Origin of the sequence: Cohnella hashimotonis (assembly GCF_030014955.1) — a bacterium.
GTDB lineage: Bacteria > Bacillota > Bacilli > Paenibacillales > Paenibacillaceae > Cohnella > Cohnella hashimotonis.
Genome location: NZ_JAGRPV010000001.1, coordinates 2,441,726 through 2,468,468, shown reverse-complemented (window position 1 = coordinate 2,468,468; position 26,743 = coordinate 2,441,726). Strand labels below are relative to the sequence as shown.

Annotated in this window: 23 protein-coding genes and 1 pseudogene; 7 read left to right on the top strand and 17 right to left on the bottom strand. The window is 58.8% G+C overall.

All coding sequences use genetic code 11. The features are described 5' to 3' along the window. Window positions 1-7 precede the first annotated feature (7 nt). Window positions 8-181 (bottom strand): annotated as a pseudogene (locus tag KB449_RS36700) (beta-L-arabinofuranosidase domain-containing protein); the annotation flags it as partial. 162 nt (window positions 182-343) lie between these two features. Here KB449_RS36700 and KB449_RS09635 point away from each other — a divergent pair. The 3 genes from KB449_RS09635 to KB449_RS09625 are packed head-to-tail and all read left to right on the top strand — an operon-like array spanning window position 344 to window position 2,209. Beyond that, window positions 344-1,198, top strand: a complete 855-nt coding sequence (locus KB449_RS09635; RefSeq protein ID WP_282908172.1) for an ABC transporter ATP-binding protein — start codon at window positions 344-346, stop codon at window positions 1,196-1,198. Further along, window positions 1,191-1,844: an ABC-2 transporter permease gene (locus KB449_RS09630; protein WP_282908171.1), complete on the top strand. Its 654-nt coding sequence runs from the start codon at window positions 1,191-1,193 to the stop codon at window positions 1,842-1,844. Before KB449_RS09635 ends, KB449_RS09630 begins: the two co-directional genes overlap by 8 nt. Continuing rightward, the gene (locus KB449_RS09625) at window positions 1,844-2,209 is read left to right on the top strand and encodes a GntR family transcriptional regulator (RefSeq protein WP_282908170.1); all 366 of its coding nucleotides are present in this window, start codon (window positions 1,844-1,846) and stop codon (window positions 2,207-2,209) included. Before KB449_RS09630 ends, KB449_RS09625 begins: the two co-directional genes overlap by 1 nt. A 161-nt stretch (window positions 2,210-2,370) precedes the next feature. Here KB449_RS09625 and KB449_RS09620 read toward each other — a convergent pair whose 3' ends face one another. Continuing rightward, entirely contained in the window at window positions 2,371-4,620 is a 2,250-nt protein-coding gene (locus tag KB449_RS09620; protein ID WP_282908169.1) for an FAD-dependent oxidoreductase, read from the bottom strand. Window positions 4,621-4,746: 126 nt separating this feature from the next. On the opposite strand from KB449_RS09620, the gene KB449_RS09615 reads away from it, so the two are divergent. Further along, window positions 4,747-5,544, top strand: a complete 798-nt coding sequence (locus tag KB449_RS09615; protein ID WP_282908168.1) for an AraC family transcriptional regulator — start codon at window positions 4,747-4,749, stop codon at window positions 5,542-5,544. A 652-nt stretch (window positions 5,545-6,196) separates the two neighbouring features. On the opposite strand, the gene KB449_RS09610 is transcribed toward KB449_RS09615, so the two are convergent. Continuing rightward, complete coding sequence (locus KB449_RS09610; RefSeq protein ID WP_282908167.1) at window positions 6,197-6,493, bottom strand: DUF6881 domain-containing protein; 297 nt, start codon at window positions 6,491-6,493, stop codon at window positions 6,197-6,199. Next, window positions 6,486-7,163 carry an HAD family hydrolase gene (locus KB449_RS09605; RefSeq protein ID WP_282908166.1) on the bottom strand — a complete coding sequence of 226 codons (678 nt, stop codon included), beginning with the start codon at window positions 7,161-7,163 and terminating at the stop codon, window positions 6,486-6,488. The genes KB449_RS09610 and KB449_RS09605 overlap by 8 nt, the downstream gene beginning before the upstream one ends. A gap of 87 nt (window positions 7,164-7,250) precedes the next feature. Between KB449_RS09605 and KB449_RS09600 the strand changes: the two genes are divergently transcribed. Next, complete coding sequence (locus tag KB449_RS09600; protein ID WP_282908165.1) at window positions 7,251-7,535, top strand: type II toxin-antitoxin system Phd/YefM family antitoxin; 285 nt, start codon at window positions 7,251-7,253, stop codon at window positions 7,533-7,535. After that, the gene (locus KB449_RS09595; protein ID WP_282908164.1) at window positions 7,513-7,818 is read left to right on the top strand and encodes a type II toxin-antitoxin system RelE/ParE family toxin; all 306 of its coding nucleotides are present in this window, start codon (window positions 7,513-7,515) and stop codon (window positions 7,816-7,818) included. The genes KB449_RS09600 and KB449_RS09595 overlap by 23 nt, the downstream gene beginning before the upstream one ends. A gap of 89 nt (window positions 7,819-7,907) precedes the next feature. Here the strand turns inward: KB449_RS09595 and KB449_RS09590 are convergent, their stop codons facing one another. The 3 genes from KB449_RS09590 to KB449_RS09580 are packed head-to-tail and all read right to left on the bottom strand — an operon-like array spanning window position 7,908 to window position 10,727. Continuing rightward, window positions 7,908-8,924, bottom strand: coding sequence for a zinc-binding alcohol dehydrogenase family protein (locus KB449_RS09590; RefSeq protein ID WP_282908163.1), 1,017 nt, complete (start codon window positions 8,922-8,924; stop codon window positions 7,908-7,910). Further along, window positions 8,921-9,874: an aldo/keto reductase gene (locus tag KB449_RS09585; protein WP_282908162.1), complete on the bottom strand. Its 954-nt coding sequence runs from the start codon at window positions 9,872-9,874 to the stop codon at window positions 8,921-8,923. Before KB449_RS09585 ends, KB449_RS09590 begins: the two co-directional genes overlap by 4 nt. 22 nt (window positions 9,875-9,896) lie before the next feature. Beyond that, window positions 9,897-10,727 (bottom strand): amidohydrolase family protein, encoded by an 831-nt coding sequence (locus KB449_RS09580; RefSeq protein ID WP_282908161.1) that lies wholly within the window; start codon window positions 10,725-10,727, stop codon window positions 9,897-9,899. A gap of 144 nt (window positions 10,728-10,871) precedes the next feature. Between KB449_RS09580 and KB449_RS09575 the strand changes: the two genes are divergently transcribed. Beyond that, complete coding sequence (locus tag KB449_RS09575; protein ID WP_282908160.1) at window positions 10,872-11,744, top strand: helix-turn-helix domain-containing protein; 873 nt, start codon at window positions 10,872-10,874, stop codon at window positions 11,742-11,744. A gap of 16 nt (window positions 11,745-11,760) precedes the next feature. On the opposite strand, the gene KB449_RS09570 is transcribed toward KB449_RS09575, so the two are convergent. From KB449_RS09570 to KB449_RS09525, 10 genes are all read right to left on the bottom strand, one after another. After that, window positions 11,761-13,383 (bottom strand): AraC family transcriptional regulator, encoded by a 1,623-nt coding sequence (locus tag KB449_RS09570; protein WP_282908159.1) that lies wholly within the window; start codon window positions 13,381-13,383, stop codon window positions 11,761-11,763. Between the two features lie 121 nt (window positions 13,384-13,504). Beyond that, a complete protein-coding gene (locus KB449_RS09565) occupies window positions 13,505-14,521 on the bottom strand; it encodes an ABC transporter substrate-binding protein (RefSeq protein WP_282908158.1) in 1,017 nt (338 codons plus the stop codon). A 249-nt stretch (window positions 14,522-14,770) separates the two neighbouring features. Continuing rightward, entirely contained in the window at window positions 14,771-18,019 is a 3,249-nt protein-coding gene (locus KB449_RS09560) for a glycoside hydrolase family 2 TIM barrel-domain containing protein (RefSeq protein ID WP_282908157.1), read from the bottom strand. Between the two features lie 4 nt (window positions 18,020-18,023). After that, window positions 18,024-19,523 carry a four-carbon acid sugar kinase family protein gene (locus KB449_RS09555; RefSeq protein ID WP_282908156.1) on the bottom strand — a complete coding sequence of 500 codons (1,500 nt, stop codon included), beginning with the start codon at window positions 19,521-19,523 and terminating at the stop codon, window positions 18,024-18,026. 6 nt (window positions 19,524-19,529) lie between these two features. Continuing rightward, window positions 19,530-20,852, bottom strand: coding sequence for a ribulose-bisphosphate carboxylase large subunit family protein (locus KB449_RS09550; protein ID WP_282908155.1), 1,323 nt, complete (start codon window positions 20,850-20,852; stop codon window positions 19,530-19,532). Beyond that, on the bottom strand, window positions 20,849-21,532 hold the full coding sequence (locus tag KB449_RS09545) for an aspartate/glutamate racemase family protein (RefSeq protein WP_282908154.1): 684 nt from the start codon (window positions 21,530-21,532) through the stop codon (window positions 20,849-20,851). Before KB449_RS09545 ends, KB449_RS09550 begins: the two co-directional genes overlap by 4 nt. A gap of 16 nt (window positions 21,533-21,548) precedes the next feature. Continuing rightward, window positions 21,549-23,276, bottom strand: a complete 1,728-nt coding sequence (locus tag KB449_RS09540) for a glycoside hydrolase family protein (protein WP_282908153.1) — start codon at window positions 23,274-23,276, stop codon at window positions 21,549-21,551. A 16-nt stretch (window positions 23,277-23,292) separates the two neighbouring features. Continuing rightward, a complete protein-coding gene (locus KB449_RS09535) occupies window positions 23,293-24,897 on the bottom strand; it encodes a response regulator transcription factor (protein ID WP_282908152.1) in 1,605 nt (534 codons plus the stop codon). 91 nt (window positions 24,898-24,988) lie between these two features. Further along, window positions 24,989-25,807, bottom strand: a complete 819-nt coding sequence (locus KB449_RS09530) for a carbohydrate ABC transporter permease (RefSeq protein ID WP_282908151.1) — start codon at window positions 25,805-25,807, stop codon at window positions 24,989-24,991. Further along, complete coding sequence (locus KB449_RS09525; protein WP_217594439.1) at window positions 25,807-26,676, bottom strand: carbohydrate ABC transporter permease; 870 nt, start codon at window positions 26,674-26,676, stop codon at window positions 25,807-25,809. The genes KB449_RS09530 and KB449_RS09525 overlap by 1 nt, the downstream gene beginning before the upstream one ends. Window positions 26,677-26,743 lie beyond the last annotated feature (67 nt).

The following is a 26,743-nucleotide window of genomic DNA, read 5'->3' as shown; positions in this document are numbered from 1 at the left end:
GGCACTGCTCGAGCAGCTTGCGCTTGCCGGCAGCCTCGTAATATGCAGCGGCTGCTTCGTTCAGGTGGCCCGAGCAGTTGAGCTCGTGGGCTTCTTACAGGTTCGACCAGACCTGACCCGGCTCCTGAACCGTAAAGTAGGTGTTCAGGTAGCCGTCATCCTGCCGAGCTTGGCCGATCAGGCCCTCCTTTTCCACCTGCTTCAAGCGCCAGACCGGCATGACTCCTTTGCTGTTCCGCCAGTATTATTGCCGAATCGGTCCGACAACCATAAATTGACCGGAGGCCGCAGCGATGTTATATTGTGCATATACGATATGCACAATATGAAAAGGAGGCACGTCATGCTTGCGTTGGACATTCAAAACTTAAACAAAAATTATGGCCATTTCCAGTTAAAAAACGTCTCGTTTCAGCTTGAAAAGGGCTATATCATGGGATTTATCGGCGCCAACGGCGCAGGGAAAACGACGACCATCAAGTCGATCATGAATATGATTCAATTGGACAGCGGCGACGTGCGAATTTTGGGCAAACGCATGGCGGAGCACGAGCTTGAGCTGAAGCAGGAAATCGGGTGCGCGTTCGGCGGCATCGATTTTTATACGCGGAGCAAGATCGGCAAATTGACCGGCGTCATTAAAAGATTTTATAAACATTGGGACGACGATGCCTATTACAGCTACTTAAAAAGGTTCAAACTGGACGAAAATAAAAAAATCGCCGAACTGTCGACGGGGATGAGGGTCAAATACAATCTGGCTATTGCCCTGTCCCACGGCGCCAAGCTGCTTATACTCGACGAGCCGACTAGCGGCCTCGATCCGGTCGCAAGGGATGACCTGCTCGATATTTTCCGGTCGCTCGTTACAGGCGGCGAGATCAGCATTCTTTTTTCCACGCATATTACGTCGGATCTGGAGAAGTGCGCGGATTACATTACGTTTATCGAAAACGGTCAAATTATCAAAAGCGCCGACAAAGAGGACTTTATGGCCTCCTACCGTTTGCTGAGCGGCAAAGAGAGCGAGCTGGACCAGGTGAAAGAAAAGCTTATATCTTATAAGGTCAATTCCTTCGGCTTCACGGGACTGATCCGCGCGGTGGACCTCAATCCGGCGTTCGGTATCCGGGCTGCCACGCCAAGTCTCGAGGAAATCATGGTTTACTCCGCGAAAAAGGAGGAGTCGTATGTATAATTTATGGTTGAAGGACTTTAAATTGGGCGTGAATCCTTTGTATTTCGCCATGCCTGTGCTGACAGGCGCCCTCATGCTCGTACCGGGCTGGATTTACTTCCTCGTGCTATTGTACTTTTGCTGGATTACGATTCCCAATATGTTTGGCGGCTTTCGCACGCACAACGACTTGATGCTTTCCTCGATGATGCCCGTCACCAAAAGAGACATGGTCAAATCCCGGGTACTCGTCATCGTCTGCCTGGAGGTGCTGCATATTGGATTTGCGGTCATTTTCGGCGTTATTAATCGCTACTTGTATCCGGACTTCATCTATTACTTCTACGCTCCCACAATCGGTTTCTTGGGATTATGCCTGGTGATGCTGGCGATTTTTAATCTGTTGTTTTTGCCTTTATACTATAAAACGGCGTACAAATACGGCAACCCCGCGATCGTATCGATTACGGCCGCCATGCTATTTGCAGGAGGCGCGCAATGGCTGGGAATCGCGAATGCCGATGTATCCGCCGTTATTAACGATATCGGAACCGGCCATCTTGCGGAGCAATCGCTCATTCTGGTCTCGGGGGTCGCGATATTCGCCGTCTTCACGGCGGTTGCTTATCGACTGTCGGTCCGACATTTCTTGAAAGTGGAGCTATAATGAACGTAGCGATCTCGAGCACTTCCGAAAAACCGATTTATCAGCAGCTGTTCGAACAAATCAGCGCCCAGATCTTAAAAGGCGAGCTGCCGAGCGGCTACTGTTTGCCTCCGATTCGCCAAGCTGCGCTGGAGCTGCAGATCAGCGTCATCACCGTCAAAAAAGCGTGGGAAGAGCTCGAACGCAGCCGATTGATCCATACTATCACGGGCAAAGGTTGTTTCGTGGCCGAATTCACGCCCGAGGAGATGCTGCTAATGCGCCATGAGACGGTATCGAAGCAAATGGCGATCGACGCCTCGTATTACAAGTCGTTCGGTCTGACCTTGGAGGATGCGATCGCGATTTTGAAGGAGATTTATTGATTAGATATCATGCGAGGAAAATTTCATGACAGAACAAGCAATATGGAATGACTGCTTGCGAACTAAAGAAACGGCAAAGACGCGGTTCCGCTTCGTTTCATGAAGCAAAACCGCATCTTTGAATGAACTTGGCGATATTCCCGCGTTGTAAAGGAGCCGAATTAGGCGTACACTCGCACTTCGACGATTTCCGCGTATGCACTGCCGTTGGTCGCTTCGACGACGATGCGCAGCCGTTCAGTGCCGATGGCATCATCGAATCGATGGACGCATTTGCGCTTGTAGTTGCCGCTTCCTTCGGCGACAGTCACCCATGCGTCGCCTTCTCGCGCCTCGACGCGGTAGTCCTTAACGAGCGACGGCATCGCCTCGTACGGCGTGACATGGTGGTGCAGATTAATCAGATCGTCGTTCACGTCGTCGTTAAAAACGAGATGAACTTCGCGGATCGACTCCGGCTCGCTCCATGTAAGCTCCAGCCATTCCGGGCGGGCATCCGCCATCCGCTCGGACGACCACAAATGCGGCCCGCCATAAGGACGGAGATATCCGTCGCTCGCTTTGCCGGCGGCGAAGGCTTCGGTAGGCGCAGTCAAACGAAGGCATGGCGCGGCATGGTCGAATTCGTGCTTGCTCCACTCGACAAGCGGCTGCCCCTGCTGACGTTCTTCGTTCGGCCGCGAGACGCTTGCCGGATCGCTCCTTCGATAAGCGAGTACGCCCGAGCTCGGCCGGTCCGCGAAATGCAGCTCGAGCGCTTCGTTCGCCTTGACGACGAGGAACGCGTTGCACGCCGTCTCCGGCACCCAGCTTAAGCCAAGCTTCGCCCACTGCAGGCTGCCGGCGGACAAGGCGACCGATGCCTCCGCGAGCTTGGCATACGGCACGTAGTTTTCCGGTCGGCCGGTGTCCCAGAGCTCGACGACAAGCGTCGTGTCCGCCGTGGCGTCCACGAGCAGTTCTATGCCGTCCAGCGCCGGATCGACCGGCACGGTGATGCCGATATCGTTCGCGAGCGGGATGGCATACGCCGGCTGCTCGATCCCAAAGCGGCTGCGCTCGCTGGAAGCCGAGAGGCTTGCACGCCGGGCCAGGTCGTTCTCGTCGTCGCTGCGCAGCCCGATGATCGAAGCATCCTGGCGCAGCAGTGTCTGCTGGAGCTCGCGCAGATGACTGCGGTGAAGCTCGCGCGGCGTGATGCCTATGGCAGCGCACAGCGCCGCGCCGGTGCCGGCGGCTTCGCCGATAACGGCGCACGTCGCCATGACGCGCGTCGTGCCGAACGCGACGTGGGACGCGCTGATGTCGCGGCCGGCCATCAGCATGTTGTTCACGTTCGCCGAATAGAGCGAACGGAACGGTATGTGGTAAATCCCATCCGAAAATAGATGCTTTGAGCCCGACTCGGTCGCGTACACGCCTTGCGGCGGGTGCAGGTCGATCGACCAGCCGCCGAACGCGACGCGGTCGTCGAATTCCCGCTGCGCCAGGATGTCGTTCTGGTTCAGCACGTAATCGCCGACGAAGCGTCTGTATTCGCGCTTGCCGGGCAGCGAGCCGACCCACTCCAGCGTCATGTTGTCCGCGTCGAACTTGCCGGAATTTTTAATATAATCCCAAATCCCATAGATGACCGACCACAGCTCGTCGCGAATCCGCTCGTTGTCGTGGACGGTGTCGCGCTCGCCGCCCCATTCGATCCACCAGTACGCGCAGCCGTTATCGCCGCTCCGAATGATGCGCCGTTCGGGAATCGTCGTCTTCGTCACGTCGATCGCCATCCGCGGCGGCGTATACTTGACCGGATGCCCGGCGTCCTTCGTATAAAAGAGAAGCGTGCTGCCGAGCGTGATGTCGTCGGCGACGTCCGGCGCCCATTCTTCGCCGAATTCCTCTCTAGCCTCGCGTCCCAGCCGATATTGGGCGCCGGCCAGGAAGCCGACCAGCCCGTCGCCGGTGCAGTCGAGATAAACCTCGCTCTCGAAGCGGATGCGCCGCTCCGAACCCATCATCCACCCGATTGTCGCGCGGATCGTCCGATCTTGCGCTTCACCGTCCGCTTCAACCTCGTGCACGTCCGTATTCAGGAACAGCTGGATGTTCGGTTCCGCGCGTACCGCCTCCAGCACGACCATATCCCAGAAGTAAGGATTGCCGTCCTTGTTGCGGTATTGATTTTCGACGAACAGCTCGCCCATGATGCCGGTCTCTCTCGCATAGCGCTGGGTGCCGTGCGCGGTCGCCCCGCAAACCCAGACGCGCACCTCGCTGCTGGAATTGCCGCCGAGCACCGGACGGTTGTTGACGAGCGCCACGGTTCGCCCAAGCCTCGCAGCCGCGATCGCCGCGTTCACCCCCGCCAACCCGCCCCCGACTACGGTGATATCGGTTTTTACCGTTTCGCTCCGCATTTGCCGACCTCTCCTCCGAAACATTTGTTTATCCTCTGTTTCATCTTAATTCTCCCGCTTGCCAAATAACATGCATCCTATTACGATAACCATATCCGATATTTCACAGATGAACGGAGCTTCCCCATGAGAATCGATTGGATGTTGCGTCCGGTGGCCTATATGTACTGGTTTAAAAAAATGCAATTTCAGCTGGCGCAAGATACGGATCCGGCATGGACGATGTTCGCTGTCGAGCGCGGCCGGTTCGAATATCGGATCGGCGCGCAGGCGGGAGAAGCCGGGTTCGGCGACATCGTCGTCTGTCCGCCCGGCACCGTGTTTCATCGGCGCGCGCTGTCGCCGCTGACGTTCCACTTCATCAAATTCGATTGGGCGCTTGCAGCGGACCCCGAACAATCGGCAGCGCTAGGAGGAAAGTGGACGGTCCACGACGGGGAGAGACTTATGTCGACCTATCGGTATATGAAGGAAATCGGAGGCGCCATTCGGCAGGAGCCTGCGCTCGGCCGGATGAAACATATGATGGAGGATCTGTGGCGGTTAATGGAAATCGAGCGGAGCCGCGCCGAATCGGCCGCGCGTTCGGCGGCGGACACGCCTGCGCCCGATATGGAGGAAGCGCGCAGATGGCTGCTCGAGCGCGCCTTTGAGCCGCTCGCAATGCGCGCGCTCTCGGATGTGCTCGGCATCAGCCCGGTGCAGTTGACCCGCCGCTTCCGCGCGGCATATCGGACGACCCCTACCGAGTTCGTGACCGGCCTGCGGCTGGGGCGTGCCTGTCGGCTGCTGGAGGAGACGACGCAGCCGCTCGACTGGATCGCGCAGCAATGCGGCTACGAGAACGGATTTTACCTCAGCCGCGTATTCAGCGCCAAGCTCGGGATCACGCCGTCGGCGCATCGGCGGCTGCATCGCGTCTGACCTGCGCGGGCACGCTGTTGCGCGGAAACACCGCGTAACTCCGGGTAAAACGTCGGCTGAGAACGTAGTTGCGCGGAAAACCCGCGTAACTCCGGGCAAAACGTTGGCAGCGAGCTCAGTTGTGCGGTTAAACCTCTTAACTACGAACAATTGTTAAGTCATGAGCAATAGACCTCTGTCGCAGCCGTTATCCGGCTTTGACGGAGGCTCTTCGTGTTTTGCTCTTGAAAAGACATGAAGAGCAAGATCTTTTCTAAGCCGCTTAAAACAGTAATAAAGATGCTTGAGATGATCAGCTTTGTCGCCAGATTTTTCAAACGCTTCCCCCTTACAAATTACCAGACCTTAAATTTGTATCTTGGATCTGTTTCATCGATCAACTCGGGCGTATACCCTTGACTCGATATAAAACGAAATTTAATAACAGTCGGAGATAAGCACAACTATTCGAGCCGGACTTTTTACGAAATCATCCCAATCGTTGATCTCAGGTTCGCAAGAGATAGGTTCATAGTCCTTTTCGAAAGCAATAAATTCACCGAAAACGGCATTCACGTGTCTAAATTATCGATGAACCATTGATATTTGGAAGCAACCAAAGTTGAAAAAAGGCTAGCGGTTTGAATATTGTCTCCCTGTTCGGTCTTAAATCTTAATCCTCTAAATGACATTTAAGCAACGCTTCCTTCCACACACATTCAAACTCGTCTTTATTGATTTCAAATCCAAAGAATTCCGGGTTCGTATTAATCTCTGCTAAAGAAGGGACTTCACAGATCCCAAGCATTGAGTTAAATTCTATTTCGGTATCTGCTATTCCAAATTTGCCGTTTCTAAATAGTTCAACTTTCCGTTTTTCAAACTTACTTTGATCTAACTCTGAATAAAGAAGTACAGGAGATTCGATATCCTGGTGAAACCAAATCACCTTGATAAACAGATTAATCATCTCCCCTTTTTAGTACAGCCTCTAATTCTCTTAAATGTTTAATCCTATAATCGGGTTTAATCGAAATCTCCGCTCTCCACGGTTGATTCACTTCAAACCAGATGGTTTTCATCCCAGCTAGCCCTGCACCTTCAATGTCGTTCTTGGGAGGGTCGCCAATATACAAGCATTGCTCAGGACTGAGCCCCAGTTTATTCATTGCCATTTCAAATATTCGATTGTCCGGTTTTTTAACGCCAGCTTCCTCGGAAACGAGGATAAAATCGAATAAATCCCGAATTCCTAATCGATCGATCTTTCCGTATTGAATAATCGTTTTTCCATTTGTAATAAGACCCATCTTGTACTTCCGGCTGACATAACGCATGATCTCTGCCGCATGTTCCATAAGTAAGGCGTTTTTTACATAATTCACGTTATAGAATTCCAATAATTCATGATGTTCAGGTTTCGTTAACCACGGCAGCTCATCCAGCAATTCCGCAAACAATAAATGTTTATCTTTATATCCATCCTGGTCTAAATCGATGATTCGTGACGCTATGGAAATCGAATTTGAAACATGCGAAAAGTATGTAGTTACTAATGAGGAGATGAAGTTCCGAAAAGTAAGCGTTCGATCTAACAGCGTATTATCCAGGTCAAAAATAATGGCTTGAATGTTTTTCATGATTTCCTCCGTCTAGGTCGATGTTTAAAATATCATAATTATGATAAAATGATCCATACATGCACCCTTTTAGACGAGGTGAGGAAATTGCCGGTCATCAAACCGATATCGGATCTGAGGAACAACTTTAATTACATCTCTGAAATCTGTCACACGGAAGGCGAACCCGTCTTCATAACCAAAAATGGCCATGAGGATTTGGTAGTGATGAGTCATGCTTTTTATGAAAAGCAGCAAGCGATCATTGAATTGTATCAGAAGCTCGCTGCTGCCGAAAAAGAAAGCTCGGATCCTTCTACTCCAAAAATTGAACACGCGGATCTGATGAACAAACTAAGGAGCCGTCTCCATGGAGAAAAAGCTTCCGATTAAATATCTTCCTTTGGCGGAACAGGATATTACGGAAGTCATGGAATACATCTCCTTGGACAATCCGCCAGCAGCGTTAAATCTTCTGCAACAATTCGATGAAGCCATCTCCCTGCTTGCTTATTTTCCGCTGCGCGGTTCCGTTCCTAACGATTTAAGGCTACAACTGCTGAATTATCGAATGTTGGCTATTCAAAGTTACCTTGTTTTTTATGTCGTTCAACCTGATTTCGTCGAAATTAGAAGAATACTCCATGCAAAAAGGAAATTTGACTTTCTTTTGTAAAGATTATACGACTCGATCCATCTCAATAAGCAAAAAAGATTGGCAGGACTTAATCGCCTGCCAATCTTTTTTAGTTCATAAAGATTCCATCATAGCTCGACCATCGCCTTGATCACTTTCGTCTCGGGCTTCAACCAATCCTCGAACTGGCCGATCATGTCGTTGAAGTCTGCGCGGTGTGTGATATAGCGGTTTACGTCAATGTTCCCGGCGCGGATCACCTCCAGCACGCGCTCGAAGTCCTCTCTTGTCGCGTTGCGGCTGGCCAGCAGCGTCAGTTCGCGCTTGTGGAACTCGGGGTCGTGGAATGTGATGTCGGCGCTGACGAGTCCGACGTAAATCAGTCTGCCTCCATGCGCCGTGTAGCCGAATGCGGCGGTCATCGACTGCGCATTGCCCGTAGCGTCGAAGACGACGCTCGGCAGCTCACCTCCGCCGGCGGCCAACAGCGCAGCGAGCGGATCGCGAAGCGCATTGACCGTCGCATCCGCCCCGGCCCACTCCCGGCAGTACGCAAGCCGGTCTTCGTTGACGTCCATGGCGATGACCTTGGCGCCGCGCGCCTTCGCGAACGCCATGACGCCAAGCCCGATCGGACCGCCGCCGATGACGAGCGAGGTTTCGCCCGCCGCGAGCCCCGACCGGCGCACCGCATGCGCGCCGATGGCGAACGGCTCCAGCGTCGCGGTCTGGTCGAGCGTCAGATCGTTCGCCGCGATCAAATGCGAGACCGGCACGGCGATTCGTTCCCGCATGCCGCCGTCGATATGGACGCCGAGCACCTTCATATCCGTGCAGCAGTTCGTCTTGCCGCCGCGGCAGGCGATGCAGGTCCCACAGTGCATATACGGGATAACGCTGACGCGATCGCCGACCCGCAGCCCTTCGTCGTTCGGACCGATCTCTTCGATGACGCCCGCCAGCTCATGCCCCAGAATGCGAGGGTAGGCGAAAAACGGCTGTCGGCCTTTGTAGGCGTGCAGATCGGTTCCGCAAATGCCGATTCTCTTCAATGCGATGATGGCGAAGCCCGGCGCTAACGCCGGTTCAGGCAGATCTTCCACCAGCGAAAAACGCTCGACTTCAGCGCAGACGATGCCTCTCATGCTTCGTCGCCTCCGATCCCGACGTTATACTCCTCACGACCGCTAACCCATGTCCGATTGTGCACCGGCTGCAAAATCTCGAGCACCTCGGCCAGAAGACCTTCGTCGATCGGCTCCTCCGTCCAAGCAGCGTTTTTCTGAATATTGGCAGGATTGGCCGTGCTCACCAGCGTCGTCGGAATCCGTTCGTTCGACGTGGAATATTGGATCGCCAGCTTGGCGATATCCGCACCTTGCGACTCACAATAGCGCGCCGCTTCGAGACATACAGCTTTTGTCTGCGGCGAAGCCGGATGCCAGTCCGGCGTGCCTCGCGTCCCGAGCAAACCCATGGACAGCGGCGAAGCGTTGACGAGTCCCGTGCCGCTCGCTTCAAGCAATGGCAGCAAACCGAGCAAACTCGTGTCATTCAGGGAATAATGGCAATACGAGATGATGCTGTCAACTTCGACTCGGAGGATAAACGCCTCGAACAAAGCGAGCGGAAGTCCGCAGATCCCGCCGAAACGGATCTTGCCGGATTCCTTCAGCTGCTGCAGCGCCGGAATCGCATCGTTCATGATGATGTCGGCCGGCACGAACTCGATATCGTGCAAATACAAAATATCGATCTCGTCCACGTTCAGCCGCGCAAGGCTCTCGTCCACGCTAGCGACGATCCGGTCAAACGAAAAGTCGAACTCGGCCGCTCCGTATCGCCCCGCCTTCGTCGACAGCACGTACTTGTCGCGCGGAATTCCCTTCAGCGCCTTGCCCAGCACAGTCTCCGCCTTGGTCAATCCGTAATAAGGCGAGACGTCGATATAATTGATCCCGGCATCGATCGCCGCGTGCACCGTCCGGACGCTCTCTCCTTCGTCGGTTTGCCGGAATACGGAGCCGAGCGAGGAAGCGCCAAAGCTTAATACGGAGACGTCGAGGCCCGTTTTCCCCAATTGACGATATTTCATAGCGCGAATTCACCTCTTTCCATCACAGCCGATAAAATGTCTTGGCATTTAAACCGTACAGCTTCTCCAACTCCGCCGCTCCCCACGCGTCCGGCAGCGCACGCTCCAAAACGTCGACCACCTCGTCATACCCGGCCGCCAGCAAGCAGACTGGCCAATCGCTGCCGAACATGACCCGGTCCGGCCCGAAGCAGTCCAGCACATGGCGCACGTAAGGGACAAATTGTTCGGCCTTCCATTTCTCGTGATCCGCTTCGGTGACCATGCCCGACAGCTTGCAGTACAGGTTCGAATGCGAAGCCAGCTGCGCGATCTGGCGATCCCAAGGCTCCATCAAGCCCCCAGCGATACGGGGTTTGGCGATATGGTCGATCACGCCGCGCAGGCCCGGCACCTGCTTCACGAGCTCAAGCAGCGGCTCGAGCTGATCGGACTTCACGAGCAGGTCGACGGCTGCGCCTTGTTCCGCGTAAGTACGCAGCGCCTCGACGTACGACGGAGCAAGAATGACGCCGGCGTCTGGCATGTCCTGGATCATGATGCGGAAGCCGACGAACTTCGGATGCCGGGCGAATTTTTCGTAGTGGTCGGCATGCCGATCGTCCGTCAGATCGAGAAAACCGACGACGCCCTTGATCGACTCGTCCTGCCCGGCCAGCGACAAGAGGAATTCCGTCTCCTCGGGCGTCGGCGCCGCTTGTACGACGATCGCCCCGTCCAGCTGATGCGCGTCCAGATGGGGCTTCAAATCGAGCGGTAAAAAGTCTCTATACAAAACCGGGATATCCGGCGTGATCCAGCCATAATCGCCTCGATCGATCTTCCAGTAGTGCTGATGCGCATCGATTCTCATACCGCAACTCCCTTTTGACGAGGTGTTGTAACCGTTCTCTAATTATTCTAGCATCATACTTCAATTATGAAATTGCTTCAGCTTGCAATTTCATATCCTTTTTTGATATTTTGAAAAGAAACCGCCGATCGCAGGTGTCAACCTATGAAGCCTATTTTCAAGCCCCTTCATGCCGCGCCGGAATTTCCTTTTTCGTTCGTATATAGAGACACCAAGACGAAGCAGCGCGAGCTGCCCGACCATCTGCACGATTGGTACGAGATGGTGTACGTTCACGGCGGCAAAGGAACCTTTTTTATCGACCGCACCTTTTACGACATGTACGCCGGCAGCCTGTTCCTTATCCCTGGCAATACGATCCATCGTGCCTTTCCCGACGCGGAAGATCCGGTCACGTCCACTGCACTCTTTTTCAACCCTTCGCTTGTACAGGTACGGCCGCTCGGCGAGCCTTTTTCCTATTTGCAGTGCTTCGATTGGAGCAAGCAGAATCGCATGTACCGATTGCTATGCAGCCCGGCGCTGACGGCGGGATTCGAGCAAGTCCTGCTAGAGATCGACGAAGAACTGCGGACTTCGAAAATGGGGGCGCGGCATGCCGTATCCTTGCTGTTGCAGCGTATTCTGCTATCCGTCGATCGGGAGCTGGGAACGGAAGGACGCGGCCAGACCACGCAGGCGCCGGCGATCGGACCGCGCTGGATGCGCGATGCGCTGCTTTTTATCGACGCGCATTATGCCGACGATATCGGGCTCAGCGAGCTGAGCAAGCGGGCGTCGGTCAGTCCCGCGCACTTCAGCCGGTTGTTCAAGCAGATGACCGGCATGAACGTCACCGGCTTTATCGCCGCGAAGCGCATCGTCAAAGCCAAGGAGATGCTGCTTGCGACGGATCACGGCGTCGCCCGGATCGCCGCCGAATGCGGCTTCGAGAGCCTGCCTCACTTCCACAGGCTGTTCAAGCGCATCGCAGGCGGTACGCCTGCCGCCTATCGGCGCCGGCCGTCGCCGGAATAATCGCGCGATAGCGCCGTTAACCGCCCATGACCTGGAGTACATCGTTAATCTTGCGGCCGTGAGAGAGCACGCCGTAGTTCATCCACGCCATAAAATCGACTTCGTACACCTGATTTGCCCTCACAGCCCGCAGGCTTTTCCATATACCGGAATGGAGCAGCTCTCGCCCGCCGTCTTCGCCTTCAAAAGTGACGAACAAGTGGTCGGCATCCAGCTCCTCCAGTTGCTCCCAAGACAACTCGATTCTGCGGACGCCCGGCGCCATATTGCGCACGATGGCCGGTTCGGAGAGCCCGAGGCCGCGGTAAAGCAGCGGTCCCGTATAACCGCATGCGCTGCCTCCGTACAGCGCGACCGAGCGGCCCGAGATTCTCAGTACGGCAACGGACTGTCCGGCCGCCGAGCGCTCCAGCCGCTGTCTCGCGTCCGCGATTTGATGTTCGAGCCGCTCCGTCGCCTCCGACGCTTGCCGCTGCCTGCCGAGCACATTGCCGATCGATCTCAGCATAAATCTCCAATCTTCGCCGTTGAAGGGAATTTTGAATACGGGCGAAATGCGGCTGTACCGCTCCATTCCCCATCTACGATAGCCGTCGTCCAAGAGGATAAACTCGGGCTGATGGCCGGAGAGAACCGTCCAGTCGTCAGATGCGATATCGAAATCGGGCACTCCGTAAAGACCCAGGTAATCCTGCCTGCCCCACGGTCGATGCATGCATTGCAAAATCGGCGTCACGCCCAGCGCGACCAAATAATCCTCCAGAAAGGGAGCGAAAATGCGCGTCGTCCCGCTGTTGCGATTGCGATATTGTCCAGGCGTGACGCCGATTTTTTGTTTGAATTTGCGGTTGAAATAATATTCGTTGCTGTATCCGACCGCATTCGCGATCTCTTTAAGCTTATTATCGGTCAGCAGCAGCATTTGCTGCGCTTTGTCGATTCGGACCGTATTCAGAAAATCGATCGGGAGCTGCCCCGTCTCTTCTTTGAAGAGCTGCGTATAACGCCAGCGATTCGTTGCGGCCATGTCCGCAAGCCGCCCAATCGTCAGCGGCTCCGAATAGTGGTCTCTTACGTACGCGACCGACCGGGCCACGGCTTGCCTCGCCGTCCGCTCGCAGATCGCAGCGCCGCGGCTGCTCCTCAGCAGCGATAGCAGCAGACGCTGGAAACGTACCTGCCGGTCCAATCGATCGAGCTCGTCCTGCTCGGCTTCGCATCGATGCAGATGCTCCGCTTCCGGCAGCAAGCCGGCCGCAGCGTCTCCAAGCGGATGCGTCCATGAAGCGAGCCATTCGTCGAGTGCCGTCACGCCGGTCTTGTCGCCGAGCCGCACCTGCCTTCCCGCCGCCTCGAAGTCGATGCGATAGCCGGAAGCGCCCCCCGCTCCGGCTTCGAGCCTGCAGATGGCATGCGGATGCAGCAACAAGACGGTGCCCAGCTCAAGCATCGCTTGTCTGTTTTCCAGCAACGCGGCTCCGCTGCCGCCTGCTACCAACAGAATCATATAGTCGCCGGACGACATCGCCATCCCTTGTCCCGCTTCGACCGTGAACGATTCGCATTTTACCATTCGGAAAAGGGTCGTCTCTCTCGCTGTCCCGCTATCCCCGACATCGCTTTGCCCGTTGTTTGCCATGATGCCCTCCACGCGATGATAATCATTCTCATTCATCAGTGAGTTTAGTTTATATAAAAAAAGAAAGCTCTTCAATCCTAAAATTGAAAAGCTTTCCGTATGCGAGCAGGCGAACGCCTCGTTACTTGACCATCAGCTTCAGGAGATCGTCGATTTTCATTCCGTTGGCCGTGATGGCCCCGCTCTGCCAGTAGCTGCGGTCAACCTTGTACACGTGACCGTTTTTGAATGCCGGTACGGACTTCCACATCGGACTGTCCAATAACGTAAAAGCGTCTTGGTTTTCCGCGGTCTTCCAGTCTCCGTTGGACGGAATGACGATGATGTGATCCGCATCCAGCATCGAAAACGCCTCTTCGGATAAGATCTCCTGGAATTCGGTCATTTTTTCGACCATCGGATGGGGGGTGAGACCCAGATCGTCAAACAAAATGCTGCCCGCATACCGGTTTTTGGCCCCGAACAGCGCGATCGTCCGATCGCCGACATTGACGCGGATAACCGCCACCGTCTCTTTGCCAACGGCTTGCGCCAGCTTCGCCTTCGCATCCGCCACTTTGGCTTCGTATGCTGCGGCCACGCTCTCGGCCTTCTCGGGAATGCCGATGACATCGGCAATCGTCTTCAGAATCTGCCCGGAATCCTGCAAAACGCTCTCCGGCAACCGGAATGTCGGCGCCACTTTGGAATATTGATCGTAAGCCGCGCGATCGATGGCGCCGTCTAGAATGATCAGATCGGGACTTTGCGCCAACAGCGCCTCGATGCTGCCGGAGTTGTCGAACAACGGCACATCCAGGTTCAAATAATCCTGTTTGCCCCAGTTCGGGTTGTACCATTGGACGACCGGCGCGATGCCCAACGCCTTCAAGTAGTCCTCCAGATAGATGGCCGCGATCCGCTTCGGATGCGCCGGCACGGTGACCTCGCCGAACTCGTCCCTGACGGTCCGCGTTTGCGCATCCGCGGTCGTCCCCGCTCCCGTCGATGCCTGCGCGTTTGCCGACGAGGAAGCTGAAGACGCTGCCTGCGCCGATGCCCCGCTCTCATTGTTCTTGTCGGAGCCGCAAGCCGCGAGCAAGCCTAAACCCACCACTACAACCATCGTGGTCGCCGATTTTTTGATCCACTTAGCCATAACGCTCTTCTCCCCCGGTTTCATTATCACTGATATTCATTCTCAGTGATTAAACCTAGGGTAGCGCAGCCTTGGGACGGAAACAATGCACTTTTTATCGCGTTTTTTTATACATATGGGACGTTTGGAACTCTAGACGATCCGCGAATCCCTAACCGGCTGAGGTCTTCATCAGCGCCTTTACGTCTTGCAACGCCGCATCGCAAGAGAAAAAGTCCCGGATGTAAGGTCCATCCAGGACGGCTCGAATTATTGGCCTTCCTTTGCGGACAAGACGACCGAAAAAAGTCTGCGTTCCGACGCGGGCAGCAAATATCTCTCCAGCGTCGGGGCGTAGCCGCAGCTATGGTTGCCGAGTCCGCTCTGCGCGGCATCCAGCTTAAGAATCGTCTCCCGAAGCGGCGTCAGCTCATGCCTGTGCTTCGCGCTCGCGAGATCCGAGGTCGCGTAATGGTGCGCGCTGAAGTTCATGGGCGCGCCGCCCGCAACGGCCTGGAGGCCGAACCCGTCGGCGTCCTCGCAGCGGACCCAGCGTATGTCCGCCTTATTCCCGTTTTCCTGCGGCTTGATGTAGGGCACGTGCTGCTCTGACACCGAGCCGGCATAGACGCCGAGCTTGCCGCTCTCCTTCCTGTCCGCGTAGCATTCGTGCGGTCCCCGTCCGAACCAGGTCAGCCGATCGAGCTCGCGAGGCAGGCGCAGCTCCAGGCCGAAGCGGGGAAGAGACGGCAAATCGGACCGCAGCGCCTCGAGCTTCGCTTCGATGAACAGCTCGCCCGCGCCGTTCACCGTATAGTCAAGGCTTGCCAGAAAGGCGGTTCCCTGGCCCCTCGCGCCCAAAGCGAACTCGGTACGGAAACGAATCGCGCCAATCCCGTCCAGCCGCTCGATCCCGGCATGACGAAGATCGTGCGTCAGTCGATCGTAACCTGCCCCAAGCCACTCCTTCGCCAGGTGCACGTCATTGTCCACCTGCGCGCGCCACAGATTCACGGAAGGTCCGGAGAGCAGCAGCTCCCTTCCGCTTTTTTTCCAGCTCGCGAGCTTCCCTCGCGTCAGATCGAATACGAACGCATCGGCCTCGCACCGAACGATGGCGAGACGTGCGGAGGTCTCTTCCTCGTCCACGATCAGCAGCTCCGGCGACGGGATCGGCGCAGCGGCATCCGGCGCAGCGGCGTCGGATATAGCGGCGCTCACGATGCCCATAGGCAAGTCCGACCAAGCAATCTCGAAGCCGCTTGCCGCCCAAGGCGTGCCTTCGCGCAGCGAAAAACGAATGCGCAGCCCGTACTCGCCGGGCGCGGCCGGCAGCTCCGACTTCGAAAGGAGACGGAGCGTCTCCCGCCCGCCGGGCGGCGTCCGGAGCAGAGGCAGCTGCCCGCCCTTCAGCGACGCTCCTTCTCGATAGAGCGTCCATTCGCCTTTCAAATGCGACAGCGTCAAGAAGTCATACCTGTTTTCCAAAACGAGCTCTCCCGTATCTTTGTTCCAAGTAACGACTTTGACGGGCTCGATCGCCTTCTTGTATTCCAGCAAAGACGCTTTGGGCGTGCGGTCCGGGAAAAGCAGCCCGTCCAGGCAAAACGATCCGCTGTGCGGCTCGTCGCCGAAATCCCCGCCGTACAAATAGAATTTGCCGCCCGTTTCATGCGTCTCGTCCGAAGGCGGAACGTCCGGCTGCCCGACATCCGACTTGGCGCCGCTTCCCCTATTCGCGCTAGCCGACGCCTCTTCAACCTCGATCGCCATGTCCGCCCATTCCCAGATCAACCCGCCGAGCAGGCGCGGATGCGCGTAGATCGCGTCCCAATATTCCTTCAAGTTGCCGGTCGAATTGCCCATCGCATGGCCGAATTCGCACATCAGGTAAGGCCTCGGATCGTCCTTGAGCCCCTCCTCGACAATCGACCCGACGGCCGGGTACATGCTGCTGACGATATCGACGACCGGCGCGTCGTAAGCGCGTTCGTAGTGAATCGGCCGCGTCCCGTCCCGCTGTCTGACCCATTCCGCCATCGCGTCATGGTTCGGGCCATAGCCCGACTCGTTGCCGAGCGACCAGACGATGACCGACGGGTGGTTTTTGTCTCGCTCGACCAGCCGTCGCGCCCGCTGCACGAACGCCTCTTTCCAGGCCGGCTGCCGGGCCAGATAACCTTCGTCGCCGACAAAATAAAAACCGTGCGTCTCCAGGTCCGCCTCGTCGATGACGTACAGGCCGTAACGGTCGCACAGGTCCAGCCATCTCGGATCGTTCGGATAGTGGGACAGCCGGACCGCGTTAATATGATGCCGCTTCATGAGCAGGACGTCCTCAAGCATCGATTCTTTGGTCGTCACGTAACCGAGGCGGGCGTCGAATTCGTTGCGGTTGACGCCTTTGACGACGATCGGCCGCCCGTTGACGAGCAGACGACCCGCTTCGATCCGGATGTCCCGGAAGCCGACCGCGATCCGTTTAACCTCCGCGACGCGGCCGTCTTCGTCGATGATTTTCAACAACAAGACGTACAGGTTCGGCGTTTCGGCCGACCAGGGCTTCGCGGAGGCGACCGGCTTGCGCAGCCGAAGCTCGCGGGCTTCCCCCGGGAGCAGGGACGGCGAGAGCGTCCACGCCTGATCCAATGCGACATTTCCCTCCGGGTCCGCCAGGAACGCTTCGATCCGGCCGCCGCCGGCCTTTTCGCGCGACAGATTCGAGATTTGCAGCGTGACATCCAGCTCCGCCGTCTCTCCGTCCGGCAGCCAGCTCGTGTTGACGAAGGCGTCCAGCACCGTCACGGACGGCAGCGACAGGAGGTAGACGTCCCGAAAAATGCCGCTCAGCCGCCACTTGTCCTGGCTCTCCAGGTAGCTGCCGTCCGACCATTGATAAACGCGGACCGCAAGCTCGTTCACGCCGGGACGGAGCGTATCCGTTACGTCGAACTCCGACGTATTGTGGCTTCCTTGCCCATAACCCGCGAAGCTTCCGTTCACCCAGACGTGGAATGCCGAATCTACGCCTTCGAACAACAGCCTCACATTTCGCCCCTCCCAAGCTTCGGGAACGACGAATGCGGTGCGGTAGCAGCCGACCGGGTTGTTCGCCGGCACATGCGGGGGATCGATCGGAAAGGGATACGGGCAGCTCGAGTAATGCGGAATGCCGTATCCGTGCATCTGCCAGTTCGACGGAACCGGCACCAAGTTCCAGCTCTCGTCCGCGAAGCCGGCGAGCTCGCAGCCGGTCGGGACAGCGGACGGCGATTCGACATAGCGGAAGCGCCATATCCCGTTCAGCAGCCGGAAGTAAGGGGAACGCTCCCGTTCACCTGCGAGCGCGTCGCTCGTCCCGCCGTAAGGAATCAGATCGGCCCTTGGCGGCTCGGCATTTCGCTCCAGCACCGCAAGGTTCGCCCAGTCGGGCGGGACGTCGAGGGCAGGCAGACTTGACGATCCGGCATCTTTTTCGCCAAAGCGTTCTTTGTTTAGCGAGATCGTAGGCTCGTTCATCGGTTCATGCGCCGCCTCTCCTTACGCGTTCAAAAAACCGTTCTCCCCCGACCTGCCCGCCTTTGAGTACAAGCTCGAGCCCGTCGAGCCGCGCATCGTCCGCGTACGCGCGGCACAGCGGCACGCCCGGCGCCAGCGTCTGGCGGCACTCGAGCGCGTAAATGCCGAGCGCCCGTGCGACGTAGCCTGACGTATCGCCGCCCGCGACGAGAATGCGCGCAAGGCCATTCTCGACGGCAAGCGTGCGGGCGAGCCCGCCGAGCTCCGCGCCGAGCAGCCGGCTGCTGTCCTCCGGGCGCCGCCCCTGCTCCGTCAACGCCTGCCGCAGCTCGCCGATACCCGGATCGTCCGGTCCGCCTGCCGAATACAAGATCACGCTGCGGCCCTCGTCCAGCAGCGCCTTCGCCTTCGATAGCAGCCGCGCACGCGCTCCCTCCGCAAGCTCGGGACGGATCAGCTCAAGCGCCGGTATGCGGATGGACGCGAAGCCGTCCTCTTCGGCTGCGGCGATCTGCCTCGCGGTCGCGGGCGAGCAGCTGCCCGACACGACGAGCAGGCGATCGACCGGCTTCGCGGCGCCGGCGACGGATGCTCCCGCATTGCGCCCGACCGCGTCGCTATCGGATCGTTGCGCGTTTTCGACCGGCCGCTCCTTGTTGCCCGCGTTCGATCGCGTGCCAGACGCTCGCCAAGCCGCCCCAAGCGCATACTCCACGCCCGAGGAGCCGATCACGAACAGCGGGCACTCCTGTTGCAGCGCCTCTTGCCAGATTAACGCCCCTGCAACGGCCAGCCGCCTCTCGTCGAGTACGTCGAACAGCAAGAGGTCGGGGCTCTCTTCGGAGAGGACCCCCTCAAGCCGTTCGCCCGCATCGGCTGCGTCGCCGTCCAGCGCGACGATATCCAGCAAGGAAGTCTTGAGCGAGGTCTGTCTCGCCAGATGAAGGCGCAGGTCGGACTCGTCCATCGGCGTGACCGGATGCCGCGACATTGTCGGGTGACGGTCCAGTCGAAAGACCCCCGCGCCTGGCGCCGCCGCGAAGTGATGGCCGAATACCGTATAACGTCCGAGATAGGGCACGCCGGCAAGCACCGGAACGAAGCGCCCGCCGAATGCGGCGCGTCCGAGCTCCGCAGCCTTGCCGATGCTTCCCGTTTCCGGCGACGAATCGAACGTGGAGCAAATTTTATAATGAACGACGGTCGGACCGGCCTCCTTCAAGCGCTCGAAGATCGGCGGCAGCTCGCGCGCCATCTCTTCCGGCGAGAGCGAGCGGCCGACGCCGGCGATGCCGAACGCGTCGAGCCCGGCGAGCAGCTCGCTCCTCCCCGTGCCCGGCTCCGCCCCTGTATCCGGCGGATCCAGAAACAGCATCGTCCGCAGCCCCTGCCGGAAAAGCGCCTCGAGCACGTCCGTCGATCCGGTGAAGTCGTCTCCGTAATAACCGATCAGAGGCCGCTTGGCGCGGCCCCCTTCTTCGTCGCTACGATCCGATATACGCATGCTGTCTCAGCCCTTTCCGTATTTCTCGATCGCGCGGGCCAGCTCGGCATGGGTCTGTGCGTACGTATCGAGCGCGATACCCGCCGCGGCCGCTTCCCAGCCTTGGCGCATGCTCGCGAAGCCGGCGGCGGGGCCGTCCGGATGGGCGAGCATGCCGCCGCCCGCGAGATGCATCACGTCCACGCTGCGGATCGCTTCGAACGTCGGCGGCGCCGAGCCCGCCCACTGCGCCGAAGAGACGACCGGCACGGTCTCGTAGCCGCCGAACAACGGCCTCGCGCAAGCCCCAATCGAGCGCGCGACGGATTCGTTGCTCTCATAGAACTTGCTGTTCAGCCCGTTCACGTGCAGATGATCCGCACCGGCCAGCCGGCACAGCTTCTGGAAGGCCGTGAATTCCATGCCGAGCCCCGGACTGCGAGTAAGCATGCCCCATTGATTGCGGTGCGCGTGGATCGGCACCTCGCTGTAGCCGTTCAGGTGCGCGAGCCCCGCGAAGCCGATGCTCATGACGCTCGCCATGACGCAGTTGCCGCCCGCTTCGACGACGGTGTCGTGATGACGGCGCATCTCGTCGATGTCTCCGGTAATGTTAAACGCGTACATCGTCTTCTTGCTAGTCGCGTCCGCTGCCCGCTCGATCGCGTCCATGACCGCCCGGACCTTCTGTTCCAGAGGGAGATAAGGCGGGTTGGCGTTCAGCTCGTCGTCCTTGATAAAATCGAGTCCGGCGACGGCCAGCTCGTAGACGAGGCCGCCGAGTTCCTTAGCCGACAAGCCGACGCTCGGCTTGACGATCGAGCCGAGGATGGGCCGCCCGTAAACGCCGGTCAGCCTGCGGGTGCCGGAGAGACCGAACTTCGGCCCCGGATACCGCCGGGCGAAGGCGTCGGGCAGCTCGATATCGAGCAGACGCAAGCCCGACAGCTCCTGCAGCTCGAACAGATTGCCCGCGATCGCGCTCATCAGGTTCGGAATCGACGGACCGAAGTTGACGATCGGATACGAAACGGTGATCTTGCCGCGCCGGTAGCGTCCGTCATGGCCGGCAGGCGGCTTGGCTCCGGGAAGCAGCGGTGCCGAAGCCTCCGCCAGCGGCACAATCTGCTCGATCCGCGCGCCGTGACGCTCCTTCAGCGATGCCGTCTCCCCCGGCACGGCGGTGAAGGTCCCGGTCGATTGCTCGCCCGCGATGACCTCCGCCGCGCGTGCGAGCGTCCATGGCGTCTCGACGAAGTACTCGGCGAATACGCGTTCCGTGCCAGCGGCCGCAGCCGGAGCCTCCACCTTAGGAGCATCCGACGACTGTCCTTTCAAAGCCCCGCTCATCGGGCGGCCTCCTCCCCGCGAACGAGCCGTTCCAGCGTCTCGCGCACTTGCTCGACGCCGAGACGCGGACTCGACAGCACCGGCTTGCCCGTCGCTTCGGCCAGCATCCGCTCCATGCGGGCCATCGAGCCCTGGGCGAGGACGATCGCGTCCGCATCGCCGGCAACCCGCTGCGCCGTCTCCAGAATGAGCCGGTCGTGATCCTCCGGACTGCCGCCGTTTAACGCCTCGAACGCGCCAGCGGCCAGGCCGTTCACCAAGGTGACGGCGCGCCCCGCCGCCGCTGCCTCCTTCTCGATCAGCCGCATCGTCGGCTCGAGCGTCGACGGCAGCGTCGCCAGCACCGCGATCCGCTCATAGCTCGCGGCCGCCTTAGCCGCCATCGCCTCGTCGATCTTGACGATCGGCACGCCGATCAGCTTGCGTGCGTCGTCCGCCACTTCCCCGACGGACGAGCAGGTGTTCAGGATGACGTCCGCGCCCAGCTCTTCGCCATTGTGATAATATTGCACGAGCCTTCTGGCGACGCCTGGCGGTACATGCCCCGCCTTGACGACGTCGCCGATCAGGCTGTCGTCGATAATATTGACCAGCCGGACGTCCGGCAGCAGCTCCTGGAATACCTTCTTCAGCGGGTCGGCCAAGCCTTGGCCCGTATATACGGCAACGACCGTCTTCATCGTCAGATCCCCTCCCTCACCATACGAATTCGTGATCGAGCCTACGCAGCTCGCCCTCGCGCATCGGCGCCGCGTCGTACACCTTGCGTCCCGAATAGAACGGATGCTTCGTGCCCCGCGGCGTAATGCCGACGACGTCGTCTCCGCGCCATTCGGTCGCGAACGTCTGACCTATCGCCGTCTCCACCGTCGTGCGCTCGGATAGCGGGAACGTGATCGTAATCGTTTCCCCCGCGAACGCCTCGTTCAGCTGCAGGAACACTTCCTTCAGCCAGCGGCTCGGCTCCGAGCCCCGTCCTTCGGATACCGATCCGTCCCGCTCCCGGACGATGCGCACTTTGGCGAAGCCCGCCCACTCCGGAATCCGAACCTGCAGCGACGGCAGATCCTTGTTCACGCGAAGCACGACCTTGCCCTCGTGAGGCAAATACGACTCGACGTCCAGCCAGGCCGAACCGCGGTTAAGCAGGAAGTTGACGCTCACCTTGCCATCCTTGTCGGAAGTCACCGTATTGCTCCAGCCCATATAAAGGCCGCGCGTTCCCGAGCCCAGGCAGCAGATTTGCAGATCGTTTGTGTGTCCGCGCCCGTGGTTCACGTCGCAGCAGAAGTCGTTAGGCGCCGAATATCCGGCGAACGCGCCGCGCGTGCTGGCGGCCACGTTCGTGTAGCTGATCCGTCCGGCGACATTCCCCGTACGATCGTCCGTCTCCTTCACCCAGTCGAGATCGAGCAGCTGGGACTCGGTCAGGTGATTGCGGATGTAGCGCTCCACGACGCCCCAATACTTCGTATAGCCGCTCTTCGCGAGCGTAATGCCGGTGGCGATCAGGTCGACAAGCGAGCAAGTCTCGTGCTCGTAGGCCTGCTCCTTCATATCGCCCGGCGTCCAGCCGAAGGCGGTGCATTGGGTCAGCGCCCAGGCGTAGCTCTTCTCCGCGAACGCGATCAGCGAAGCGTCCCCGGTGAAGGCGCCGAATCTCGCGATCGCGTCGAGCGTACCGAGGCGGGTGTGGAAGTGGCCGCTTCGGTAAGCGAGCGCGTCGTTGAAGCTGCCGTCCTTGTTGAACACCCCGCTGCGCTCTACGATAAGCGCGACGAAGAACTGGCACAGCTCGAGGGCGTCCTGGCTCCCCGTCAGCTCGTGGTACTTGAGCAGCGGCATCACGAGCCGGCCGCAGAACGCCGCAGGATCGGGCGCGAGGCGCAGCAGCATCGCGTTCGCGGACGGCCAGCCGCCCTCCTTGTATTCCGATGCCGGATAATACCAGACCTCTCGCTCCTTGATCGCGATCCGCTTCAGCGCGGCGACGTGGCGGTCGGCCGCCTCCCTCACCTTGGCGTCTCCCGTCGCCATGTACCAGGTCGTCAGCGACAGGATCACCGCCCGCTGGTCGATCAGGTTGGCGTTCGGCTCCCAGCCGAAGTTCGGATTTTCCTGCCGATAGCTGAGTCCGTCGTCTTTGAAGAAGGTCATGAAGTTGTCGCGGTAGCGCTGCTCGGTCTCCGCGCCGAACGTCTCGCCGGACATATGCCGCGCCAGAATCATGCCGTCGATCATGCGGCCGTGAGAGGATCCGAAGTCCCAGTCTCCGTGCGTCAGGTTGGCCGGATCGTTCATGAGGTTCGCCGCGAAAAACGGAATGCCGCCGTAATCCGGATCGGCCATGCCGGCCATCGCGTTCAGCGCGTGCCCGGCTCTCTCCTCCAGCGTCAGCGTATCGGGTATCAGTCGTCTTGTCATCGCAGGTTCGCTCCTTTTATTTGCTCGCGCATTCGGCCTGGCCCCGGTACTCGCCGATCGTTTTGCCGGTTTTCTTTTTGAAAATCTGGCTGAAGTACCGGTAGTCCTCGTAGCCGACCATCTTCGCGATTTCATAATTTTTGTAAGCGGGAATCTTCATCAGCTCGATCGATTTGTGAATCCGGTAATCCGTCAGGTAGTCGACAAACGTATGGCCGATCGTTTTCTTGAATAACCGGCTCAAGTAATCCGCATTGACGAAGCGCGTCTCGGCGATTTGCTGAAGCGACAGCGGCTGATCGAAGTGGGCTTCGACAAGCTTCTGAATCTCCCTGACGAGACGTTCGCCCTGCTTGCTCCCCGCCTGGCTGCCGCTCGACAGGATGGCGGGGATGATCTCCCGCTCGAAAAGCTTGCTTGCCGAGTCGCGGTCGTTGCGCTGACGCAGCATCTCGGAGTAGGAGAGCGGCGTGCGGCCGCTGACGCGCTCGAGGCTGGAGCCGGAGAATTGCAGCTGCTTCTCGATGGAGTGAACGAGGAGCACGGCGTTGCGCTGCATCCCCTCGACCGTCGCGTCGGCCGGCGCGATGCGATCGAACACCTGTCCGAAAAGCTCGATTGCCGTCTCGCCGCCTCCCATCTGAAGTGCGAGAAGAAAAGCTTTTTCCGCTTCGTGCGGATACGATGGCGTCGCCGGGGCTTCAGCCCCGCGCTCGCCGGCGAGCCTTACCGTTCCCGAATCGCCGAGCTTCCGGCCGCCGAGCGCCTCCCGAGCGGTCCGGCAAGCGTCCTGCAAATGCAGAGGACGCAGGCTTGACGAGCTCGCCGCTCCCAAGCTGAACGTCGCGCAGGCGGCTTCGCTCAGAAAGCCCCGGATCTCCGCCAGCACGCGGCCCAGCTCTCCGCCGAACGAACGCCGCGCGCCGATCGCGCCGACGATCTCGGCGCGTCCGTCCGCGCCCGGCGTCAGCGCGAACGTCCAGTCGCCGCCGAGATGAAAAGCCCGCGCCAGCTCGAGCCGCCCGCGCGCCTCGTCCGCCACCTTCGCCGCGTCCGGCCGCTCCTCGCGGTAAGCATCCGCTTGGGCGACGAACACGACGCACTCCCCTTCCGCCCATCCGTGCGGCGGCATCGCCGGCTGTCCTTCCGCCGTATCGCCGCCCGCGCGCCTCGTCAGCGCTTCGCCAAGCCATCCGCCTTCCTTGTCGTCGCCGCCTGCGGCCTCCGCCGTCCGCTGCGCCTCCCGACGCCCGATCTCGGCGAGCGCCTTCTCCAGCACGGAAGCGAGCTCCTCCTTCTTCACCGGCTTCAGCAAATAATCGAAAGCCCGGTGGCGGATCGCTTCCTGCGTATATTCAAAGTCGGAGTAGCCGCTGATGACAATCGTCAGCAGCTCCGGCAATTCGGCGTGCAATTTCCCGAGCAGCTGCTTGCCGTCGAGCCCCGGCATCCGCATGTCGAGGAACATCAGGGCTGGCTTCACCTCGAGCGCGAGCTCGTAGGCGTCCTGGCCGTCCGCCGCTTCTCCCGCCAGTTCAAGTCCGAAGCGTTCCCACGGGATGAGCTGAATGAGTCCGCGCCGAATCCACTTCTCGTCGTCGACCACGAGAACTTTGCGCATGTCGTCAAGCCCCCCTCTCGTCGATGTATCGTGCTGCCGGCCATCCGTTTCTTTTTCACAATGATCCATCCGCTATGGACCTAATGATCGTTCAGCCCTTGACCGAGCCCGCCGTCAAACCGTCGATGATGTAGCGCTGAAGCAGCAAGTACACGAGCAGAATCGGGGCGATGACGATGACCATGAAGGCGAATACGATGCCCCAGTTCGTGTTGTACAGCGAGACGAAGTTAAAGATCTGCAGGACGATCGTCCATTTGGTGCTGTCCGTCATGAGATAGAACGGACCGAAGAAATCGTTCCATACCGAGACCATGACGACGATCGTAACGGTGATGAGCACGGTGACGAGCAGCGGCAGGATAATTCGCCAGTACAAGCGGAAATATCCGCAGCCCTCCAGCAGCGCCGCTTCGTCCAGCTCCCGCGGAATCTGCTTCATGAAGCCGACGAGCAGAAACACCGCGAACGGCAGCAAAACGGCCGTGTAATACATAATGAGGCTGAAATAGGTGCCTCGGATGTGCAGCTCGCCCATCAGCCGAATCGTCGGCACGATCGATACGGGGACGATCAGCCCCAGGATGAAGAGGAGATACGTCGATCTCATGAACCGGTCGTCCCTGCGCTGAATGACGAACGCCGCCATCGAAGCGAACAGCGTCACGCAGACGACGACAAGGCCCGAGATGAGGAAGCTGTTTTTGAAGCCTCTCAGAATGTTGCCTTTGTCGAAAACTTCCTTGTAGTTATCGAAGTTCCAACTCGACGGTAGCCCCATCCCGAACAGGGCGGATTCCCGTATCCCCTTAAAGGAATTGACGAGGATCATGTAGAACGGCACCAGAATGACCAGCGCGCCGAGGAAGACAATGGCGCTGACCAACGTTTTGCGGCCCGGATGCTCCATTACATCTCCACCTCCCGCTTCTTCAGGGCCATCAGCACCGGTACGCCGACGACCGTCACGAGGACGAACAGCACCAGGTTGATCGCCGTCGAATACCCCATTTGCCCCATGCTGAACGTGCTGCGGATGTAGGTGTAGAACACTTCGGTCGTATACCCGGGCCCGCCGTCGGTCAGCACCATGACCATCTCGAACACCTTCATCGAGCCGATGACGGACAAGAGGACGTTAACCGTGAACGAGGCGGCCAGCAGCGGGAAAACAATGTGCCGGAACCTGCGCCAGTAGCTGGCTCCGTCGATCGAAGCGCTTTCGGTCAGATCCTTCGGAATGAACTGCAAGCCCGCCAGGTAAACGACCATCGCGAACCCGGCTACGCGCCAGATGTCCGTGGCGATGATGGAGAAAAGCGCCCACTTCGGATCGTTCAGCCAATCCTGGCCCAGCGAGCCGAGCCCGATCCAGCCAAGCGCCTCGTTCACGATGCCGTGCTCCGGATGGTAGATCGCGCGGAACACGTAGCCGATGACGATCGGGGCGATGACGTACGGCATAAAAAAAATCGTGCGGAACAGGTTGCGCATGCGGATCGCTTCGTTCATGAGCAGCGCGAGCCCGAGGCCGACCGCATTCTGGAGCAGCGTGACCGCGGCGGCGAAGATGAGTGTATTGGACAAGGCTTTCCCGAGTCTCGGTTCCCCGAACAGCGCCTTGTAATTGTCGAATCCGATAAACGAAATCGAGTCGGCGTTGACGTTCCAGTCGGTGAAGCTGTAGTAGACGCCGATCAAGGTCGGCGCAATGAAGAACAGAAGAAATACGGACAAAGCGGGGAAGGAAAAATAAAGCGGGTATTTTCGTCTCTCCATAAGGTCTCCTCCTTGGCTCCCGGCGGCCGCCTGGGCGGTCGTCCCCGGCTTGTTCAGCCGGAGGCGG

What these genes read in the sequence shown, in the direction of transcription:
- KB449_RS09550 (WP_282908155.1), bottom strand. Translation starts at nt 20,852, where the DNA reads ATGAGCGGGGCTTTGAAAGGACAGTCGTCGGATGCTCCTAAGGTGGAG.
- KB449_RS09575 (WP_282908160.1), top strand. Translation starts at nt 10,872, where the DNA reads ATGAAGCCTATTTTCAAGCCCCTTCATGCCGCGCCGGAATTTCCTTTT.
- KB449_RS09585 (WP_282908162.1), bottom strand. Translation starts at nt 9,874, where the DNA reads ATGAAATATCGTCAATTGGGGAAAACGGGCCTCGACGTCTCCGTATTA.
- KB449_RS09580 (WP_282908161.1), bottom strand. Translation starts at nt 10,727, where the DNA reads ATGAGAATCGATGCGCATCAGCACTACTGGAAGATCGATCGAGGCGAT.
- KB449_RS09590 (WP_282908163.1), bottom strand. Translation starts at nt 8,924, where the DNA reads ATGAGAGGCATCGTCTGCGCTGAAGTCGAGCGTTTTTCGCTGGTGGAA.
- KB449_RS09605 (WP_282908166.1), bottom strand. Translation starts at nt 7,163, where the DNA reads ATGAAAAACATTCAAGCCATTATTTTTGACCTGGATAATACGCTGTTA.
- KB449_RS09570 (WP_282908159.1), bottom strand. Translation starts at nt 13,383, where the DNA reads ATGGCAAACAACGGGCAAAGCGATGTCGGGGATAGCGGGACAGCGAGA.
- KB449_RS09555 (WP_282908156.1), bottom strand. Translation starts at nt 19,523, where the DNA reads ATGCGTATATCGGATCGTAGCGACGAAGAAGGGGGCCGCGCCAAGCGG.
- KB449_RS09610 (WP_282908167.1), bottom strand. Translation starts at nt 6,493, where the DNA reads ATGATTAATCTGTTTATCAAGGTGATTTGGTTTCACCAGGATATCGAA.
- KB449_RS09620 (WP_282908169.1), bottom strand. Translation starts at nt 4,620, where the DNA reads ATGCGGAGCGAAACGGTAAAAACCGATATCACCGTAGTCGGGGGCGGG.
- KB449_RS09615 (WP_282908168.1), top strand. Translation starts at nt 4,747, where the DNA reads ATGAGAATCGATTGGATGTTGCGTCCGGTGGCCTATATGTACTGGTTT.
- KB449_RS09630 (WP_282908171.1), top strand. Translation starts at nt 1,191, where the DNA reads ATGTATAATTTATGGTTGAAGGACTTTAAATTGGGCGTGAATCCTTTG.
- KB449_RS09565 (WP_282908158.1), bottom strand. Translation starts at nt 14,521, where the DNA reads ATGGCTAAGTGGATCAAAAAATCGGCGACCACGATGGTTGTAGTGGTG.
- KB449_RS09535 (WP_282908152.1), bottom strand. Translation starts at nt 24,897, where the DNA reads ATGCGCAAAGTTCTCGTGGTCGACGACGAGAAGTGGATTCGGCGCGGA.
- KB449_RS09625 (WP_282908170.1), top strand. Translation starts at nt 1,844, where the DNA reads ATGAACGTAGCGATCTCGAGCACTTCCGAAAAACCGATTTATCAGCAG.
- KB449_RS09560 (WP_282908157.1), bottom strand. Translation starts at nt 18,019, where the DNA reads ATGAACGAGCCTACGATCTCGCTAAACAAAGAACGCTTTGGCGAAAAA.
- KB449_RS09595 (WP_282908164.1), top strand. Translation starts at nt 7,513, where the DNA reads ATGGAGAAAAAGCTTCCGATTAAATATCTTCCTTTGGCGGAACAGGAT.
- KB449_RS09635 (WP_282908172.1), top strand. Translation starts at nt 344, where the DNA reads ATGCTTGCGTTGGACATTCAAAACTTAAACAAAAATTATGGCCATTTC.
- KB449_RS09540 (WP_282908153.1), bottom strand. Translation starts at nt 23,276, where the DNA reads ATGACAAGACGACTGATACCCGATACGCTGACGCTGGAGGAGAGAGCC.
- KB449_RS09530 (WP_282908151.1), bottom strand. Translation starts at nt 25,807, where the DNA reads ATGGAGCATCCGGGCCGCAAAACGTTGGTCAGCGCCATTGTCTTCCTC.
- KB449_RS09545 (WP_282908154.1), bottom strand. Translation starts at nt 21,532, where the DNA reads ATGAAGACGGTCGTTGCCGTATATACGGGCCAAGGCTTGGCCGACCCG.
- KB449_RS09525 (WP_217594439.1), bottom strand. Translation starts at nt 26,676, where the DNA reads ATGGAGAGACGAAAATACCCGCTTTATTTTTCCTTCCCCGCTTTGTCC.